The 18,263-nt window shown below is 38.8% G+C and carries 19 protein-coding genes; 10 read left to right on the forward strand and 9 right to left on the reverse strand.

What is annotated here, in order from left to right; all coding sequences use genetic code 11:
• Positions 1-51: 51 nt before the first annotated feature.
• From pruA to CJ263_RS13800, 4 genes are all read right to left on the reverse strand, one after another.
• Positions 52-1,680 carry an L-glutamate gamma-semialdehyde dehydrogenase gene (pruA, locus tag CJ263_RS13785; protein ID WP_094997807.1) on the reverse strand — a complete coding sequence of 543 codons (1,629 nt, stop codon included), beginning with the start codon at positions 1,678-1,680 and terminating at the stop codon, positions 52-54.
• Positions 1,681-1,765: 85 nt separating this feature from the next.
• Positions 1,766-2,152 carry a Co2+/Mg2+ efflux protein ApaG gene (gene apaG, locus CJ263_RS13790; protein ID WP_094997808.1) on the reverse strand — a complete coding sequence of 129 codons (387 nt, stop codon included), beginning with the start codon at positions 2,150-2,152 and terminating at the stop codon, positions 1,766-1,768.
• Between the two features lie 5 nt (positions 2,153-2,157).
• Positions 2,158-3,288 (reverse strand): DUF3667 domain-containing protein, encoded by a 1,131-nt coding sequence (locus CJ263_RS13795; protein ID WP_094997809.1) that lies wholly within the window; start codon positions 3,286-3,288, stop codon positions 2,158-2,160.
• A 26-nt stretch (positions 3,289-3,314) separates the two neighbouring features.
• Positions 3,315-4,562 carry a type IX secretion system plug protein gene (locus CJ263_RS13800; RefSeq protein ID WP_094997810.1) on the reverse strand — a complete coding sequence of 416 codons (1,248 nt, stop codon included), beginning with the start codon at positions 4,560-4,562 and terminating at the stop codon, positions 3,315-3,317.
• 152 nt (positions 4,563-4,714) lie between these two features.
• Here CJ263_RS13800 and CJ263_RS13805 point away from each other — a divergent pair, with 152 nt between their 5' ends.
• The 8 genes from CJ263_RS13805 to CJ263_RS13840 all read left to right on the forward strand — a co-directional run bounded on the left by CJ263_RS13805 (position 4,715) and on the right by CJ263_RS13840 (position 12,270).
• Positions 4,715-6,067 (forward strand): Na(+)-translocating NADH-quinone reductase subunit A, encoded by a 1,353-nt coding sequence (locus tag CJ263_RS13805; protein ID WP_094997811.1) that lies wholly within the window; start codon positions 4,715-4,717, stop codon positions 6,065-6,067.
• Between the two features lie 6 nt (positions 6,068-6,073).
• Complete coding sequence (locus tag CJ263_RS13810; RefSeq protein ID WP_094997812.1) at positions 6,074-7,336, forward strand: NADH:ubiquinone reductase (Na(+)-transporting) subunit B; 1,263 nt, start codon at positions 6,074-6,076, stop codon at positions 7,334-7,336.
• A gap of 2 nt (positions 7,337-7,338) precedes the next feature.
• Positions 7,339-8,088 (forward strand): Na(+)-translocating NADH-quinone reductase subunit C, encoded by a 750-nt coding sequence (locus tag CJ263_RS13815; protein WP_094997813.1) that lies wholly within the window; start codon positions 7,339-7,341, stop codon positions 8,086-8,088.
• Between the two features lies 1 nt (position 8,089).
• Positions 8,090-8,737 carry an NADH:ubiquinone reductase (Na(+)-transporting) subunit D gene (locus CJ263_RS13820; RefSeq protein ID WP_094997814.1) on the forward strand — a complete coding sequence of 216 codons (648 nt, stop codon included), beginning with the start codon at positions 8,090-8,092 and terminating at the stop codon, positions 8,735-8,737.
• Positions 8,738-8,759: 22 nt separating this feature from the next.
• The gene (nqrE, locus tag CJ263_RS13825; protein WP_094997815.1) at positions 8,760-9,524 is read left to right on the forward strand and encodes an NADH:ubiquinone reductase (Na(+)-transporting) subunit E; all 765 of its coding nucleotides are present in this window, start codon (positions 8,760-8,762) and stop codon (positions 9,522-9,524) included.
• 2 nt (positions 9,525-9,526) lie between these two features.
• Positions 9,527-10,834 carry an NADH:ubiquinone reductase (Na(+)-transporting) subunit F gene (nqrF, locus tag CJ263_RS13830; RefSeq protein WP_094997816.1) on the forward strand — a complete coding sequence of 436 codons (1,308 nt, stop codon included), beginning with the start codon at positions 9,527-9,529 and terminating at the stop codon, positions 10,832-10,834.
• 69 nt (positions 10,835-10,903) lie between these two features.
• Complete coding sequence (locus tag CJ263_RS13835) at positions 10,904-11,269, forward strand: Na(+)-translocating NADH-quinone reductase subunit F (protein ID WP_094997817.1); 366 nt, start codon at positions 10,904-10,906, stop codon at positions 11,267-11,269.
• 2 nt (positions 11,270-11,271) lie between these two features.
• Complete coding sequence (locus CJ263_RS13840; RefSeq protein ID WP_094997818.1) at positions 11,272-12,270, forward strand: FAD:protein FMN transferase; 999 nt, start codon at positions 11,272-11,274, stop codon at positions 12,268-12,270.
• Here CJ263_RS13840 and CJ263_RS13845 read toward each other — a convergent pair whose 3' ends face one another.
• From CJ263_RS13845 to gpmI, 3 genes are all read right to left on the reverse strand, one after another.
• Positions 12,271-13,035, reverse strand: a complete 765-nt coding sequence (locus tag CJ263_RS13845; protein ID WP_094997819.1) for a class I SAM-dependent methyltransferase — start codon at positions 13,033-13,035, stop codon at positions 12,271-12,273.
• A 67-nt stretch (positions 13,036-13,102) separates the two neighbouring features.
• Positions 13,103-13,921 (reverse strand): type I methionyl aminopeptidase, encoded by an 819-nt coding sequence (map, locus tag CJ263_RS13850; RefSeq protein WP_094997820.1) that lies wholly within the window; start codon positions 13,919-13,921, stop codon positions 13,103-13,105.
• Positions 13,922-13,952: 31 nt separating this feature from the next.
• A complete protein-coding gene (gene gpmI / locus CJ263_RS13855; RefSeq protein WP_094997821.1) occupies positions 13,953-15,473 on the reverse strand; it encodes a 2,3-bisphosphoglycerate-independent phosphoglycerate mutase in 1,521 nt (506 codons plus the stop codon).
• A gap of 225 nt (positions 15,474-15,698) precedes the next feature.
• Here gpmI and CJ263_RS13860 point away from each other — a divergent pair, with 225 nt between their 5' ends.
• Together CJ263_RS13860 and CJ263_RS13865 are read left to right on the forward strand one after the other, a co-directional pair.
• Positions 15,699-16,091 carry an ankyrin repeat domain-containing protein gene (locus CJ263_RS13860; RefSeq protein ID WP_094997822.1) on the forward strand — a complete coding sequence of 131 codons (393 nt, stop codon included), beginning with the start codon at positions 15,699-15,701 and terminating at the stop codon, positions 16,089-16,091.
• A gap of 291 nt (positions 16,092-16,382) precedes the next feature.
• On the forward strand, positions 16,383-16,769 hold the full coding sequence (locus CJ263_RS13865; protein ID WP_094997823.1) for an ankyrin repeat domain-containing protein: 387 nt from the start codon (positions 16,383-16,385) through the stop codon (positions 16,767-16,769).
• Between the two features lie 99 nt (positions 16,770-16,868).
• On the opposite strand, the gene CJ263_RS21130 is transcribed toward CJ263_RS13865, so the two are convergent.
• Together CJ263_RS21130 and CJ263_RS13870 are read right to left on the reverse strand one after the other, a co-directional pair.
• A complete protein-coding gene (locus CJ263_RS21130; RefSeq protein WP_188669456.1) occupies positions 16,869-17,036 on the reverse strand; it encodes a DUF6747 family protein in 168 nt (55 codons plus the stop codon).
• Positions 17,037-17,440: 404 nt separating this feature from the next.
• Positions 17,441-18,169 (reverse strand): M15 family metallopeptidase, encoded by a 729-nt coding sequence (locus tag CJ263_RS13870; protein WP_094997824.1) that lies wholly within the window; start codon positions 18,167-18,169, stop codon positions 17,441-17,443.
• Positions 18,170-18,263 lie beyond the last annotated feature (94 nt).

The raw sequence follows: 18,263 nt of genomic DNA on the forward strand, positions 1-18,263 counted from the left end.
AAATAAAATCTTAATCGGATTTAATTTTGTATCGATTTTAATTTCAGTCCATTAACTCAAAAAGGGATATCTATAATCCTCTGGAGTGACAAACGTCTCCTTTATCAATCTTGGGGATACCCATCTTAAAAGATTTTGAGCCGACCCGGCTTTATCATTGGTCCCAGAAGCCCTAGCGCCACCAAAAGGTTGCTGACCTACTACGGCTCCTGTTGGTTTATCGTTTATGTAAAAGTTTCCCGCACAATTTTGCAATGCCTTGGTGGCCTCATCTATTGCATACCTGTCTTGGGAAAGTACGGCTCCGGTCAATGCATATTCCGAAGTGCGATCTACCAACTCCAGTGTTTTGGACCATTCCGCATCTTCGTACACATATACAGTTACCACTGGGCCAAAAAGTTCTGTTTCCATGGTGGAATAATGCGGATCCGTCGTTAAAATAACGGTTGGTTCTATGAAATAACCCTTTGATTTATCATACCCTCCACCAACAATGATTTCGACTTCCTTGTCATTTTTTGCTTGGTCGATGTACTTCGCAAGTTTATCAAACGAACCTTCATGGATGACGGCGGTGATAAAATTATCCATATCTTCAGGAGAACCTGGTTTGTTAAACGATTCCACATCCTTTTTGACAAGGTCAAGAATCTCCTTTGAAGTGGATTTTGGTAGATATACCCTTGACGCAGCACTACATTTTTGTCCTTGAAATTCAAAAGCGCCCCGAGTAATTGCGGTAGCTACTTGCTTGGGTTGTGCCGTAGGGTGCGCAATGATGAAATCCTTTCCCCCGGTTTCCCCTACAATTCTGGGGTAGGTTTTATATGTATGAATATTGTTGCCAATCTGTTTCCATAGTTCTTTGAATACATGCGTGGAACCTGTAAAATGTATACCAGAAAAATCAGGGCTGGCCAAAATGGTTTCCGTAATCATCACAGGGTCTCCATATACAACATTGATAACGCCATCCGGTAGACCGGCTTCTTTAAATACGTCCACAATTACCTTGGCGGAGAAAATTTGACTGTCGCTGGGTTTCCAAACTACTACATTACCCATCATGGCTGCACTAGCGGGCAAATTTCCGGCAATGGCCGTAAAGTTGAATGGTGTAATGGCATATACGAAACCTTCCAAAGGCCTATATTCGACCCTGTTCCAAATACCTTCGGAGGAATAGGGTTGCTCCTCATAAATTTGCGACATGTATTCTACGTTGAACCTTAAAAAATCTATTAGTTCACAGGCGGAATCAATCTCCGCTTGATGGATGGTTTTTGACTGGGCCAACATAGTGGCAGCATTGATTTTTGCCCTATAAGGTCCTGCAATAAGTTCGGCAGCTTTTAGGAAAATGGCCGCTCTTTGTTCCCATGTCAAATTCGCCCACGCATTTCTTGAGTCAAGGCAATTGGAAATGGCCTCTTCAACATGTTTCTTTTCGGCTACATGATAATGGCCCAGAATGTGTTGATGGTCATGCGGAGGGGACATTGGCTTGGTATTACCCGTCCTTACCTCGTTGTGCCCAACATACATTGGTACATCAACTGTACTATCGTAATAAGATTTATATTGTTTTAAGACTTCGTCACGCTCAGGTGTGCCTGGCGCATAACTTTTTATTGGCTCATTAATGGCGGCCGGTACTTGGAAAAATCCTTTACCCATGGTCAATTTTTATTTTAAAATTAGTAGTTGACCAAATTTACTAAAAGGGTATTGCACTAAAAACTAAATTGAGGTTAAAACCTTCTTAGTTTAAGGCAAATGGAGCACTAAATTTGAATGTTGGAATATAAACCCTAAAATTTTCCGTTGAAGTGAAGTTGATCATGTTGTAATGTCCCTTCATGGCACCGATAGGCGATGTAAGAAGACATCCTGAATTATAGGTGTGGGACTCCCCGGGCTTTATTACTGGTTTTTTTCCGATCACACCTTCCCCATCCAACGTTTCAACATCATTAAGGGAGTCGTATATACGCCAGTGGCGCGATGTTAACTGAACGGAATCCTTACTTTGATTTTCGATGGTAATGGTGTATCCAAAAGCATAATGCATTTTGTAATTTTTGAAGAAGGTGCCTTCAAAATTTGTTTTAACGGATATTTTAATGCCTTTGGTAACTTGTGTCGTCATAATTCTCAATAGGTAAACATACTACCTGCAAACAATAGTGCAGCTCCCATAATAGCTAAAATAACGAAAATAGTATTTAGGAAAATATATTTAACAATAGTTTTAAATCTACCTTGATCGTAAAAATTTCGCATGGCTTTATACAAGTAAATTGCGAAAATCAAAATAAAAATACCGCTAGTGTCTATTCCAAAAACAGAATCAATCAAATAGCTAATAATGAGCAATATAAAGAACAAAGATTGATTATGGAAACTAAATATTAAATGATCGGTATATGTATACTTTTTTCTGATATAGACCAGCCAAATGAAGATGGTGAATACCGGTAAATAGAAGAATGTAGTAAATGGTAGTTTGGAGAGCACGGAATTTAAATAGGCTCCCGGTTGTCTTTTTACCCTTATAATGCTTCGTGCCATATTAAAGGATGTTCTGTTATGCCAATTGTCATCGAGCAAATACTTGTTTTTTGCATCATCAAAGACATATAAAGTATCCTTTTGTATTAATGTGCCAAATATTTCCTGTTTGCGGATTAAAGAACCAAAAAACGTTTTTTCTGATGCAGCTATAAGTTGTTTTTTAGGGTCGGCCATGATAATGGAGTCCCTAACCTTTATCTTCTCTGATATTAAATCATTTAATTCCAATGAGTCTAGTTCCGCCATAACCTGTGCCTTGTCCTCTTGGCTATTCCCAAAATCCAAATCTTCAACCATGGAACCACTAAAATTTATGGGAAGTTCGTTTGGGCCAGTACCAAACCTGTCCAATCGTTCCAAATCTCCTGAAAGGCCAATCAGCAGAAAATAGATTATGGCCAAACTTAGTAAAAACCGGAAAGGGTTTGTATATGAAACCCGTTGGCCAGATATATAGGCCTTAGTGATTCTACCTGGACGTAGTAAGAGTGACCCAAGCGTTCTGAACAATTTGGAATCGTAGGAGATAATATTGGAAAAGAACTCCTCAAAGAAATCTTTGAGAGTTAACTTTTTAGTACTGTTTGCTTGTGAGCAATTGGGGCAATATTTATCGCTTATGTCCAAAGGGTGACCACAGTTTAGGCATTCTACGCCCCTATATCTTAACTGATATCGCCCTGTTGTATTAACGCTTGGTTTGGTTTCCATAGGACTCTTGTCTAATGGATTTTTTGTTAGTTGCTAATGGTCCTGGAGTTTGCCGATCCAACACCTATTATAGAATCATAAAGGTCTCCAAAATTTCTATAGTACACTAAGATAAGATAATTGTTCTCGGTAAAGTGAAAATTTCCTCCAACGGGATTCAAATTTATTTTTCCATCATCGCCTTTGGTGACATATTTATAGTTGTAAAAGCCTTGTTTAAGTTCCAAGGTTGCCTCCATCATACCATTGTCTTCATTATAGGTCATCTTGTTTTCATCTGTTAGCGCATAATTGTTGAATTTGCCAAAAATAAACACATCGTCTAGACCCAGAGTTTCGGTGTAGGGTAGGCTAAAATGTACCTTTGTATATTCCGCCTCTCGTGAAGCATTATCCCCCTGTAAAGTTCTTATAACGTAATCCCCGTTTATATCGGGAAAATATGTGTATGGTTCGTTTGCCCTAAAATTATCGCTAAAGAGGTAATGGTTGTACAGGTCTCCAATTTCTATTCTTGCAATCTGCGAACTTGGGGCTCTTAAATCACTGGTGTCGAACAATAGATATTCATTACCCCCATAAAAGGCCGTTTCTTGATCATATTTATAGACCAATTCACTTCCTATGGTAAATTGTGGGGCAATGTTGTAAATAGCCGTACCCCAATAGTTATTTTGTATTATGGCTACCTTAACTTCCTTTTTTGGGTTGACCAATCTAAAGTTTCCGGAATTTATCCTGAACTGGACCACTTGCTTCTCATTGAGAAAATTAAAATCCCTAGAGCGTTTTACTTGTGCCGCAACCTTAACGACATCCTTGTATACAATAAACCTTCTGGAAAACTGTAGCTCATAGCTATTATTATAAATTTCCAGAACATAGTTACCTGTAACCTTTAATCGTACATTTTCGTTGGGGATCGTAAGTTGATAATTGGAATAAGTTTCCAGCGTTGTATAGCTATTTTCATAATTAATGATACGTTGGTTGTCAATGCCGTCCAAGTATTGTGATTTTAAGAGGTCCGAAGGAGTCCAATCGTAATCACAGTGCACTATTTTATAATAATAATCCTGTTCGTTGGCCAAAAGGTCATCAAATTCAAGATGCATGGATTCACCAATTTGCACTACGGGAAATTGGTCGTCCGTAGGTCCTCTAAAAATAATTGACTTAATGTTTTCTGGCGGGTTTTTTTCCTCTTGAACCTGTGCCACAATACTTTGCACGCAAAGGATGCCTAACATTATTTGTTTAAGGTATAATCGCATTTAACAGCTAAAATTTGGGTTAAAGGTAAACAAAAAGGATGCCTAAAAAATTAACGTCGACAGAATGCCTAATTTATGGTTAATTATTATGAAAACTTTTCATTAAGTAGTAAATTCGCACCAAATTTTGTTAACCTAAGGTCTACAATAATATGTCAAAAGACATTCGAATTAAAAAAGGACTGGATATTAATTTGGTAGGAGCAGCCGAATTGTCAACTTCAAAAGCGGTCCTAAGTAATGTTTATACGATTAAACTTGATGATTTTCACGGATTAACACCCAAAATGTTATTGAAGGAAGGGGCCGAGGTAAAAGCTGGGGAACCGTTGTTCTATAATAAAGGTGTTGAGGAAATGCTTTTTGTTTCGCCGGTAAGTGGTGAATTGGTTGAAATCGTAAGGGGTGCAAGAAGAAGAATTCTTGAGGTAAAAATTTTGGCCGATAAAACCCAAGAGGTTGTTGAGCACAAGAAATTGGATTTGGAAAATGCCACAGGTCAAGAAATTAAGGCAGCTTTATTAAAATCAGGATGTTGGCCCTTTATTAAGCAGCGACCTTATGAGGTAATAGCAAATCCCTTGACGACGCCAAAAGCAATCTTTATTTCAGGTTATGCGACCGCTCCTTTAGCTGCTGATTTGGATTATGTTCTAAAAGGTAAGGAAGCCGAACTTCAAGCTGCGATAAGCGCTTTGGGAAAACTTACTCCGGGCAAAGTTCATGTATCTGTAGGGAAATCAGGTAGCTCCCCATTATCTGGATTACAGGGTATTACCTTGCATAAAGTATCCGGACCGCATCCGGCGGGCTTGGTAGGTACCCAAATAAATAAAATAGACCCCATAAATAAGGGTGAATTGGTTTGGACCGTTTCTCCTCAGGATTTGATTGTAATCGGGGAATTTTTGCTTACGGGTAAGTTCAATGCGGAAAGATTGGTTGCCCTGGCAGGTTCATCGGTAAAGTCACCAAAATATTATACGACCAAAATAGGGGCAGAGATTTCTACTTTCCTTTATGCAAGTGGTGTTAATGAAGAAAATTTTAGGGTTATCAATGGTGATGTGCTAACAGGGTCCAAAAGCAAACCGGATGGTCATTTGGGCTTTTATAACAATACCGTTACTGTTATCCCGGAAGGTGATGATTATGAGCTCTTTGGTTGGAACAAACCTGTATTTAATAAGGTTTCCGCTACTCGGGCACTAACCTTCTCCTGGTTGCAACCTAATAAGAAATATGACTTAAATACCAATACCAATGGAGAGCATAGGGCATTCGTAGTTACGGGCCAATATGAAGAAGTGTTTCCAATGGATATTTACCCACTGCAGTTGTTAAAGGCATGTATGGTGAAGGATTTGGATGAGATGGAGCAATTGGGACTTTATGAAGTCGCTCCAGAGGATTTTTCCTTAACTGAATTTATATGTATATCTAAACAACCCCATCAGAAGATTATTCGTGAAGGGTTGGATTTGTTACAAAAAGAAATAGGATAGGATATTATGAGCTTAAAAAGTAAAATGCATGAGTTAAAGCTTAAGTATCAGGGCAAAAAGATGGCGCCTGCCTTCAATGCCTTTCATACTTTTTTGTTTACTCCAAACGAAACTACACACGGGGGCACCCATGTTAAGGCCGTAGATGATTTGAAAAGAACCATGAATACGGTGATTATGGCATTGATTCCAGTGCTTGTTTTTTCCATGTTCAACGCGGGCTATCAGCATTACGCTGCAATAGATGCAGCCAATGGTAGTCCAAGGACTTTGTCATTTTTTGAAAATTTTTTAACCTGGGATAATTTTTGGATCGGGATTATTAAAGTACTTCCTCTTGTTGTTGTATCCTATGGTGTTGGTCTTTTGGTGGAATTTATTTTTGCCGTAATAAAAGGTCATGAGGTTGAGGAGGGATATTTGGTAACTGGAATGTTGGTTCCTTTAATCGTTCCTGTAGACACCCCACTTTGGATGTTGGCTGTAGCTGTAGTTTTTGGAGTTGTTATAGGTAAAGAGGTATTTGGGGGAACAGGTATGAATATTTTAAACCCTGCGTTGACCATTCGAGCCTTTTTGTTTTTTGCTTATCCTACTTGGATGAGTGGGGATAAGGTTTGGGTACATGGCGCTGTTGAACGCGCTGGCGGACCCGATGCTATTTCTGGTGAGACCATTCTGGGTTCCTTGGCACAAAATTCGGATGTGAGTTATTCCGTATCGGATATGTTCTTTGGCTTTATTCCTGGTTCTGTGGGTGAAACTTCAACTCTGTTGATATTGATCGGTGGACTTTTCTTGATTTTTAGCAAGATAGCAAGCTGGAGGATTATGTTGAGTGCTGTAATCGGTTCTTTGGTTATGGGGCTTATTTTTAACCAAGTAGTTGAATTCGGTTGGATTACCGAGACTAGCAAATTTTATGGATTAATGAGTTTCGATTTTTGGAAACACTTAATTGTAGGAGGTCTCGCCTTTGGTATAGTCTATATGGCGACCGATCCGGTTACAGGGTCACAGACCAATCGTGGAAAATGGTTTTATGGTTTCTTTATCGGTTTTATTTCCGTAATGATTCGCGTTTTCAATCCTGCATATCCAGAAGGGGTTTTCTTGGCAATATTGTTAATGAATGTATTCGCTCCTACTATTGACCATTATGTGGTGAAAGCAAATATAAATAGGCGATTGAAAAGATTTAAGAACGCCGTCGTGCTTCCTAAGGATACAGACGGTAAAGCTGAAGAATTAAAAGCAGAAACGGTTTAATTATGGCAATCAATACAGATAAAAATGTGTACACTGTGGTGTTCGCCGCAGTCATGGTAATCGTAGTAGGTTCTATTCTGGCTTTTTTGGCTACTGGGTTAAGTGGTAGAATAAATGAGAATATGCGTTTTGAAAAACAACAGAATATTCTTTACGCCATGGGAATCAACGATAATGTTGATGAAGGAAGTGTGAATTTTGTCCCAACGGATATTGTCGAGGATAAGTTTTCCCAATACATTACGGAACAAATTATTATCAAAGGGGATCAAATTGTAGATAACGACGAGGCGTATTTGATTGACATGAAAAAGCAATTGGCCTTGGCCAAAAAGGGTGAAACACCTGAGTTACCCTTGTTTATTGGAGAAAAGGAAGGTAAAAAGTTTTATGTTATTCCAATGTATGGGAAAGGATTATGGGACGATATCTGGGGATATATTGCTTTGGATGATAAAATGATTGTTCAAGGGGTATTTTTTGATCATAAAGGTGAAACCCCTGGTCTTGGGGCAAACATCAATCAAAGATATTTTATGGATGACTTTTCTGGTGAAAGCATTATGGATGGGACCAGGTATGCAGGAATTAATGTGGCAAAAGGGAATAATGACCCTTTGAACAATGATAAAGAGGATAACGAAGTAGATGCCTTGGCCGGTGCCACTATTACCGGAAATGGAGTATCTGCCATGATTAAGGAAACCGTGAATCTTTACAAGGATTATTTAAAAACTATTAGAACAAATTAATATGGGACTTTTATCAAAAAAAGATGCAAATCTAATTAAGGATCCATTAGCGGATAACAACCCGATTACCATTCAGGTATTGGGTATATGTTCCGCATTGGCCATTACCGCAGAGCTTAAGGCTTCCGTGGTTATGGCAATCGCAGTGATGTTCGTTTTAGGTCTTGGAAACGTGGTTATTTCTGCGATGCGTAATATCATTCCATCAAAAATTAGAATCATAGTGCAACTTATCGTTGTGGCAACCTTGGTCATTATTGTGGATCAGGTATTGAAAGCTTTTGCATATCCATTGAGTAAAACACTTTCCGTATTCGTAGGTCTTATCATTACCAACTGTATTATTATGGGACGTTTTGAAGCATTCGCATTAGGGAATGGTTTGTGGAGGTCTTTTTTGGATGGTATAGGGAACTCCTTGGGGTATGGAATCATATTGGTCATCGTAGGTTTTTTTAGAGAGCTATTAGGTTCGGGAACACTTTTTGGATTTCCTGTTTTGGGGGATCCTATTGAAAAAACGGGATTGTATTCCATAGGTTATGAGAACAACGGTTTTATGATTATACCTCCTGCGGCCCTAATCGTGGTTGGTATTATTATTTGGGTCCAGCGTTCCAGGAATCCTGCTTTGGTAGAAGAAAATTAAAAACATACTTAGATTTAGTATTATGTTAGAGCATATAGAATTATTTTTCAGGTCCATTTTTATAGACAATATGGTGTTCGCCGTATTCTTGGGAATGTGTTCCTATTTGGCTGTGTCCAAAAAAGTGGCAACAGCTGTCGGACTGGGTGCTGCCGTAATCTTTGTACTTGCAGTAACGGTCCCATTGAATTGGTTGTTGGATAGGTATCTTTTGCAGGAAGGCGCATTGTCTTGGTTAGGCCCGGAATATGCAGATTACAATCTTAGTTTTCTATCCTTTATCCTTTTTATTGCCACTATTGCGACGATGGTGCAATTGGTAGAGATTATCGTTGAAAAATTTTCTCCATCCTTGTATAACTCCTTGGGTATATTTTTGCCTTTGATTGCCGTAAACTGCGCGATTTTGGGGGGCTCTTTATTTATGCAATCCAGACAAATAGAAACATTTGGACTTGCTTTTAATTATGGTCTTAGTTCGGGAATAGGTTGGTTTTTGGCCATTTTGGCCATTGCCGCTATTCGTGAAAAAATTAGGTATTCCAACGTTCCCCCTCCGTTAAGGGGCCTTGGAATCACCTTTATAATTACTGGATTGATGGGGATTGGTTTTCAAAGTTTTGGTGGAATGTTGACTGGTGGTGACGATGCTGCAGAGGAAGCTCAGGAAACAGTTAACCTAGAAACTCCAAAAGTGGAAGAAAAGGAAACATCTACGAAAGAGGTAACTGAAAATAATTCTGAGATTGACGAGAAGGAGATTTCTTATAATGACGTAAAAAAATAAGTATGATTTTAGCTGCAAGTACAGGCGGAACAATATTGATTACGGTAGTCGCTTTTTTAATTCTTCTAATGATATTAGTGGCTTTGTTATTGTTCACTAAGGAAAAATTATCCCCATCGGGGCCAGTGACCATTACAATTAATGGGGAAAAGAAGATTGAGGTAGGATCGGGAAGTTCCTTGCTTTCAACACTGGGAAATCAAAAGGTTTTTTTACCATCTGCATGTGGTGGAGGTGGTACCTGTATACAATGTGAGTGTCACGTACTTTCTGGTGGGGGTGAAGCCTTACCGACGGAAACACCGCATTTTTCCAAAAAGGAGCTGAACCAAGGCGCTCGTTTGGCATGTCAGGTCAAGGTAAAACAGGATATGGAAATTACCATACCGGAAGAGGTTTTTGGTATTAAAAAATGGGATGCCACTGTGGTTAGAAACTATAATGTGGCATCGTTCATAAAGGAATTTGTTGTGGAGATTCCCGAGGATATGGGTTATAAGGCCGGGGGATATATTCAAATTGAAATACCCGAATGCGAGGTTAAATATTCGGATATTGATATTACGGCCCACCCCGAGGAGCATGAGACTCCAGATAAATTTAAGGCGGAGTGGGATAAATTTAATCTCTGGCCTTTGGTAATGAAAAATCCTGAAACTGTGGAGCGCGCCTATTCAATGGCTTCATACCCTGCAGAGGGAAGAGAAATTATGTTGAATGTACGTATTGCAACCCCGCCATGGGATAGGTCCAAAAATGGATGGATGGATGTGAATCCGGGTATAGCGTCATCGTATATTTTCAATTTGAAAAAAGGTGATAAATGCGTTATTTCCGGGCCTTATGGTGAATTCTTCATTAACGAATCGGATGCTGAAATGCTTTACGTTGGAGGTGGTGCCGGAATGGCTCCAATGAGATCTCATTTATATCACCTGTTTAAAACATTAAAGACAGATAGAAAGGTGAGTTATTGGTATGGAGGACGCTCCAAGAGGGAATTGTTCTACTTGGACCATTTCTATGAATTGGAAAAAGAATTTCCGAACTTTAAATTCTATTTGGCTTTATCCGAGCCTTTGGAGGAGGATAATTGGAAAGTGAAAGAGGATATAGATGCACCAGGGGATGGATTTGTTGGATTTATCCATAACTGTGTAATTGACAATTATTTAAGTAAACATGAATCTCCAGAAGATATCGAATTATATTTCTGCGGACCTCCATTAATGAACAAGGCAGTTCAGAAAATGGGTGAAGATTTTGGTATTCCAGACGAAAATATTCGTTTCGACGATTTCGGAGGTTAAGAGAATAGATAACAATACAATAGAAAAACCGATATGCTTACATATCGGTTTTTTTCGGACTGGAGGGATATGAAACCATTAACGGAACAAGAACTTCATAATTTGGCCATGAATTTGGTAGGAAAACGGTTGGAGGAAGATGGTTACGAATTTTTGGCGGTGAATAGTGAGCTACGTAAAAATCCGCAATTCGTATGTATTAAGGAAAAAAAGATGAGTTTTGTAGTAGTAAAAGCTATTGAATACCCAGGAGATCCCCAAGATTTGGATTTTTTTAGGGCAGATTTATATAAAATGAGGGATCATGCCTTAAAGTTTGAGGCAAGGACTTTTTATGCACCCGTAGGTTTGGTAAATGCCAAGGATTACAATCTACCTGTATATCTCAATGAAGAATACATCGTAGATTATGATGGTTTAATTGAAATTGAATGATGATGAGGAAATGGATTTTGATCGCAGGTATGCTTTTGGTATTTTCCTGCAATAATGGTGTCGTGCGCAATCAAACTCTGGGAGAGGCTCTAGGTACTACATTTAATATTATCTACTTTGCAAATGAGGAGTTGAATTTCCAAAAGGAAATTGATTCTGTTTTTACTTCGGTAAATTACTCTTTATCAACGTATATACCTGATTCCGACATATCAAGAATAAACCGAGGGGATAGCCTCCTTGTCGTTGATAAAATGTTCAGGGAAGTTTTTGAACTTTCAAGGGAAGTCCACAAGGACACGAGGGGATATTTTGATCCTACGGTGGGTGTATTGGTAAATGCTTGGGGTTTTGGTCCGGGCAATCAGGTATCTATGGATAGTACCTCTGTAGATAGTCTGTTGAACTATGTGGGTTTCAATAAAGTATCGATAACTCCTGAAAATAGGATTGTAAAGGATAACCCTAATATCTATTTCGATTTTAATGCCATAGCAAAGGGATATGCTATAGATAGATTGGCTTTGATGCTTGATAGGAAGGGTATTGCGAATTATTTAGTAGAAGTTGGTGGGGAAGTGGTGGCCAAGGGTATTAATCTGGAAAAGGAAAAACCTTGGGTTGTGGGTATCGATGATCCTCAAGTGGTCACTGGACGAAAATTAAAACTGTTGATTAATTTGACGGATAGGGCTTTGGCTTCCTCTGGAAATTACAGAAAATTTAGGATAGATAGTGTGACCGGAAAAAAATATGTCCATACGGTGGACCCCATAACCGGTTACACAAAAAATTCAAATACCTTAGGGGTAACCATTCTCGCTACTAATTGTGCTACGGCAGATGCATATGCCACGGCTTTTATGGCCATGGATCTACCAGAAGCATTTAAAGTGATTAACTCCAATAAAAACTTAGAGGCCTATATCATTTATTTGGACGAAAAGGGAGTAGCCAAGGAATTTTTGACCAAAGGATTTAAGTCCTTGTTGGTAGAGTAGTTATTTTTTGACCAAGGGAATAATTTCTCCTTTGGCCAATCTGAACTTTTCAATGTCTTCCTTGGACATTTTTAAGGTCAGGTCTATCTCTTCAACCTGGAACCCAATGGACCTTAGCTTGTTAAAATAATCCCTACCATAAATCCTTACATGATCGTATTGCCCAAATATTCGGGCTCTTTCTTTTTTATCCGTGATTGTATCATCTTCAAAAGTTTGTAATCTGCCCAAATCCTGTGGAATTTGAAAAATACCCCAACCACCAGGTTTAAGAATTCTATATAGTTCCTGCATGGCCTTGGTGTCATCGGGTATATGTTCCAATACATGATTACAAAGAATTACATCAAAACTATCATCTTCAAAAGGTAAATTACAGATATCCGCAGGTACATCTGCCAATGGAGAATTTAGGTCGGTAGTGGTGTAATCTAGATTCTTTAAATTTTTAAACCGTTTGTAAAATGCCTGTTCAGGAGCAAAGTGCAAAACTTTTAGGCCATCCTTAAAGAAGTTGGTCTCATTTTTTAGGTAGAGCCATAGCAACCTATGTCTTTCCAGGGATAGGGTAGAAGGGGAGAGCACGTTTTCTCTTGGGTTTTCATAGCCATACGGCAGAAAACTGCGAAAGGTCTTCCCATCGATAGGGTCTTCGTATCTCTTTCCGGAATAATAAATGGAAAGCATTGGTCTAACCAAATAACTTACCTTGATTAGAAAGGGTCTTGGTATGAGATTAAGAAAAAACTTGAAGATTTTCTTCATGTAACCGATTAGCCAAAATTGTTATTTCAGAAAGGACTGAGGTTGTTCCTCAATTATCTTTAAAAAACTAAGACTGTAGATTTTTATGTCTAAACTCGTCCTCTTCATCAGTTATAATTCCTAGGGCGTCATAAATGTATTGGAAGGTAGAAAGCAATTCCGGTTTTCCGTTTACAATGGCCACATCATGTTCAAAATGCGCACTGGGTTTTCCGTCTGCCGTAAGGATGGTCCAACCATCCTTGAGCTGTTTTATATTCTTGGTTCCCATATTGATCATGGGCTCTATGGCCACCGTCATTCCTTCCACAAATTTTTTGCCACGCCCTCGTTTGCCATAATTGGGCATTTCTGGACTTTCATGTAATTTTTTGCCCAATCCGTGTCCCACAAGTTCTCTCACTACACCATAACCATGGCTTTCACAATAGTTTTGAATGGCGTACCCCACGTCACCCACTCTATTACCTACCTTAAATTCCCTTATGCCAATATACAGGGATTCCTTGGTCACTTTTAATAACTTCTTGGTTTCCGGGGCCACCTCCCCAACTTCAAAGGTATAGGCATGATCACCATAATAACCATTTTTTAAGGCTCCGCAATCTACGGATATAATATCACCATCTTTGAGTGGCTCAGAGTTTGGAATTCCATGGACCACTTGGGCATTTGGGCTCATATTCAGGGTATTGGGGAAATCATACATACCCAAAAACCCAGGTTCTGCACCGTGGTCACGAATAAAGGTTTCCGCCAATTGATCCAAATACAAGGCATTGACTCCCGGTTTTATTTCCGAAGCCAACATTCCCAAGGTTTTTGAAACAATTAGTGCGCTTTCGCGCATCAGTTCTATCTCTTCTGCCGATTTTATTTTTACCATAGGTGCAAAAGTAAACTTATTTTGGATTTGGCTAGTCCACTAAGGATTTTTGGGTCATATAGGACGACTGGGCAACACCCATTAGTTTTAGAATAGTTGGGGCTATATCCCCTAAAACACCATCCCTAATACTTTTGATATCCTTGTCCACCAAAATAAGTGGCACCGGGTTTGTCGTATGTGCCGTATTCGGGGTCCCATCAGGATTTATCATGGTCTCGCAATTTCCATGATCCGCAATAACAATGACCGAGTAGTCATTCTCAACTGCTGTAGTAATTACATCCTTGGCACATTTGTCTACGGTTTCACAGGCCTTTATTGCAGCTTCCATTACCCCGGTATGGCCCACCATATCTGGATTGGCAAAATTGAGACAAACAAAATCAACCTCCCCTTTTTCCAATTCTGGAATAATGGCATCCCTAATATCATAGGCGCTCATTTCTGGCTGAAGGTCATAGGTGGCCACTTTGGGAGAGGGACACAAAAGCCTTTTTTCCCCGTCAAAGGGTACTTCTCTTCCTCCGCTAAAGAAAAATGTTACGTGGGGATATTTTTCGGTTTCGGCTATCCTAATCTGTTTTTTGCCGGCATTGGCAAGTACTTCGCCCAAGGTTTCTTTTATGTTCTCCTTATCGTATACCACATGTACCCCTTTAAAGGAATCATCGTAGTTGGTCATGGTCACATAATAAAGATTCAACTTATGCATATTCTGTTCATGCATGTCCTCTTGGCTTAGTACTTGGGTAAGTTCCCGTCCCCTGTCCGTTCTAAAGTTGAAAAATATGACCACATCACCATCTTGTATTTGTGCTACAGGATTTCCTTCTTCATTGGTCATGACGATTGGTTCTATGAACTCGTCCGTGATATTGTTATCATAGCTATGTTGGATGCTTTGTACGATATCCTTTGATTTTTCACCTTCTGCATTGACCATTACGTCATAGGCCTTTTTTACTCGTTCCCATCGTTTATCGCGGTCCATGGCGAAATACCTTCCTACCACAGAGGCTAATTTGGCATTTTTCCCTGAACAAAAGGCAACCAGATCCTCCAAGAAGCCTTTACCACTTTTAGGATCCACATCCCTACCATCCGTAAAGGCATGAATGTACATTTCTTTTACACCGGAATCTGAACCAGCTGTAATCAATCCCTTTAGGTGATCAATATGGCTATGTACCCCACCATCACTAAGTAAACCTAGAAAATGTACAGGCTTATTGTTCTTTTTGGCATAGGCGAAAGCATCCTTTAGGGCTTGTTCATCCTTTAAGGTATTGTCCTTAACGGCCAAATTGATTTTGGCCAAATCCTGATAAACTATTCTACCCGCACCCAAATTCATATGGCCTACTTCACTATTACCCATCTGACCTTCCGGCAGACCTACGTTCATTCCATCGGTAAGGAGGTTGGCGTTTGGATAATTCTTATATAAACTATCTATAAAAGGCGTGTTTGCCTTGTCTACTGCAGAAACTTTTGGGTCCGGGGATTTACCCCATCCGTCCAATATCATTAAGATAACTTTCTTGTTCATCTTTAACTCATAAATTTAATATTCAAAAATACTATGATTCCTGAAGTTTAACTAGTCTGCATCAAGTCTTTTTAGAGTTTAATGCGATATCGTTAAAGGATTTAACGGTTGGTTGTCGCTTTTGTTAAAATTTAGTTATTTAACTGTTAATCCTGTAACATCATCCTATAAGAGGAGTCTATATTTATATAATAACAATCTATTCATCAATTAAATTCATTCATCATGAAAAAAACAATCCTAACAATGTCCATGGCGATGCTACTCATGGGTGGCGGCCTCATGGCCACAGAATCTATGGCTTATGGCCCAATCGCAATTGAGAAAAATCTTAAGGCCTATGAAATCAGTTCCTTTTGTAAAGCGGTAATGCAAGGTGATATTACTACCGTGGAGCGCATGATTGAACTCGGTGAGGATATCAACAAGAAATCCCTAGGAATGACTCCTGTGATGTTCGCTGCACGTTATAACAAGGCCGAAGTACTTCAATTACTTATTGACAATGGGGCCGACCTGAACATTAAAAGTAATCAAGGATTTTCGGTAACTAAATATGCCGAACTCTCCAACGCTACCGATGCTCTTGCCATTCTGGAGAACGCTTTGGGCAGTTAATCTTTCAGTAACAGACCATCAATCAAAAGGCGAAAGTCCTGTTCCCCTTTATTGCAGGAACAGGGCTTTTTTGACATCCTAACTATGTTGATATGTTGGCCCTTTTCGCTTGAATTTAATTCGTAAATTATTTTTTGCTATAGAGAATAACTGAATATTCAAGTTAAAGTATGGAAATTTATGAGTAGTGTTAATTTTTTGCTATTGTTTTCTTAAAATAAGAAATTCATAAAAATTGATGCTTAATTTTGATTATATAATAAAATATAGTTTTAATTAAATAGTCATATTATGAAAAATACAATTCTAACAATGGTTTCCCTAGGAATTTTGACCTTCTCAGGAGCCTATGCAAATACAAATTTAGAAGGCGATATAGATAATATTGTGGTAACTCGAGTAAATGATAATATCAACTCACTTTGTAAGGCTGCAATGCAAGGCGATGTTGAGAAAGTAAGAAGTTTGATTGCCACAGGTGAGAGCGTAAATGAAGCATCCTTGGGAATGACTCCTGCCATGTATGCAGCAAGATATAACAAAGCAGAAGTTTTAAAGGTGTTAATGCTGAACCGTGCCAATTTGAACCTAAAAAGTGACCAAGGTTATACGGCAAAGGACTACGCAGAAATGTCAAAGGCAACCGAGGTATTGGAAGTTCTTAATTCCAACTCTTAATTTTGTAGGGTTTATTTGAATTAGAAAAAAGGCCCATCGATTTCGATGGGCCTTTTTATTTTAAATACTCTAAATAGTGTTCAAGTAAAAGAGTAATCGTTAAAATTCAAATCCATTGACTGCCCTATAAACGAATGCATACACGGCCATAAATAACATCAAGGCGCAAAAGACCGAATAGACTTTCAAAAGCACTACCAATATTTCTGGTTTGCAATTTTCAAAAGCGCCCACGTAAAGATTCTTAAAGTGTGTTAGTGTTCCCATTATAGTGTCTCGTTTAGATACCGATAAAAATCGATATACATTACTAAATCAAAGCTATAAGGGTTAAATTTTAATAGTAAAGTAATTCGGGAACGCTAAATATAGTAAAAAGAAAGAGGCATTGATGTTATATATCCGATTATCCGCAAAAATTAACGTTTATACTTCTGCTTTATATTTTTCAATGGCGTCCCTAATTTTTCTATTCTATTTTTTGGATTTGGATGTGTACTCTGAAACTCGGGAACAAGATTTGGCCAAGGGGTGGCCCTTAATTTTTCATAAACTTGATCATTTCATATGTACCATAGCAGCCTGAATCATAAGAAGACACCAAAATCATCAATTTTCAATTTATCTCCAGGGCATTGGTAACCTTTTTCTTATACCATCCAGCAATGGCGTTAAAGAAGAGACCTATTTATGTCCAAAATATTGTTCTGTATGTAGCTTCTGAGAAAGGCGCGGGTAAAATGTTCTGCGCCAAAAAATTCCTCCTTTTCCAAAAGGGCTATTACGTTGAAACCTCTGTAGGCTTCCAACATCGGAATGGATAGAGGGGCATAGCTGTAGTGCCAGGGCTCGTATTTAAATCCCCTTCTTTTAGGGTCGTCCGTATAGACCAAGTGATAACCGTAAGTTTCTGAATTCTCGTCCATCCATAACTTAAAGTCCTCATAAGGACCTCCGTTACCATATTTTTCAGGATCCAGTACATCGCCCTCTACATTTCTGTAACCGTCAATGATATCGGCGTCGGTACCCCAATGGTGCCTACTGGTTCCCGGAATGGTGGAGTATTCTATAATTTTTTCAATGGCGGCCATGGGTTCCATACCTTCATCAGTATAGGTGATATACTTTCGTTCAAATATACCTTCCTGTCTACTAAAATCCCGAAAACTGGAAACGATCTTCAAATCGATACCATCGGAGTATGCAGCTTTTTTCATATCCAAAAAGGCATCATGGGCTTCCTTCCTTAGGTTAATATCCTTTCCATAAAGTTCAATAGGGGCCTTTCCCATAAGTTCAGCTATGGAATATTCGGCTTCCTGCATCAAAATATTAGGGAGCAATGAAAGCCCTAATGCGGCTCCACTACTTTTTTGGATAAAAGACCTTCTCTTCATTTTGGTTTTGTTTCCGTTATATGGATATATACTTTTTAAAATTAAGCAAATAAATCGGGTGGACTTGTTTTAAACAAAGTCCACGATAGGTATA

It is taken from the genome of Maribacter cobaltidurans (genome assembly GCF_002269385.1).
GTDB lineage: Bacteria > Bacteroidota > Bacteroidia > Flavobacteriales > Flavobacteriaceae > Maribacter > Maribacter cobaltidurans.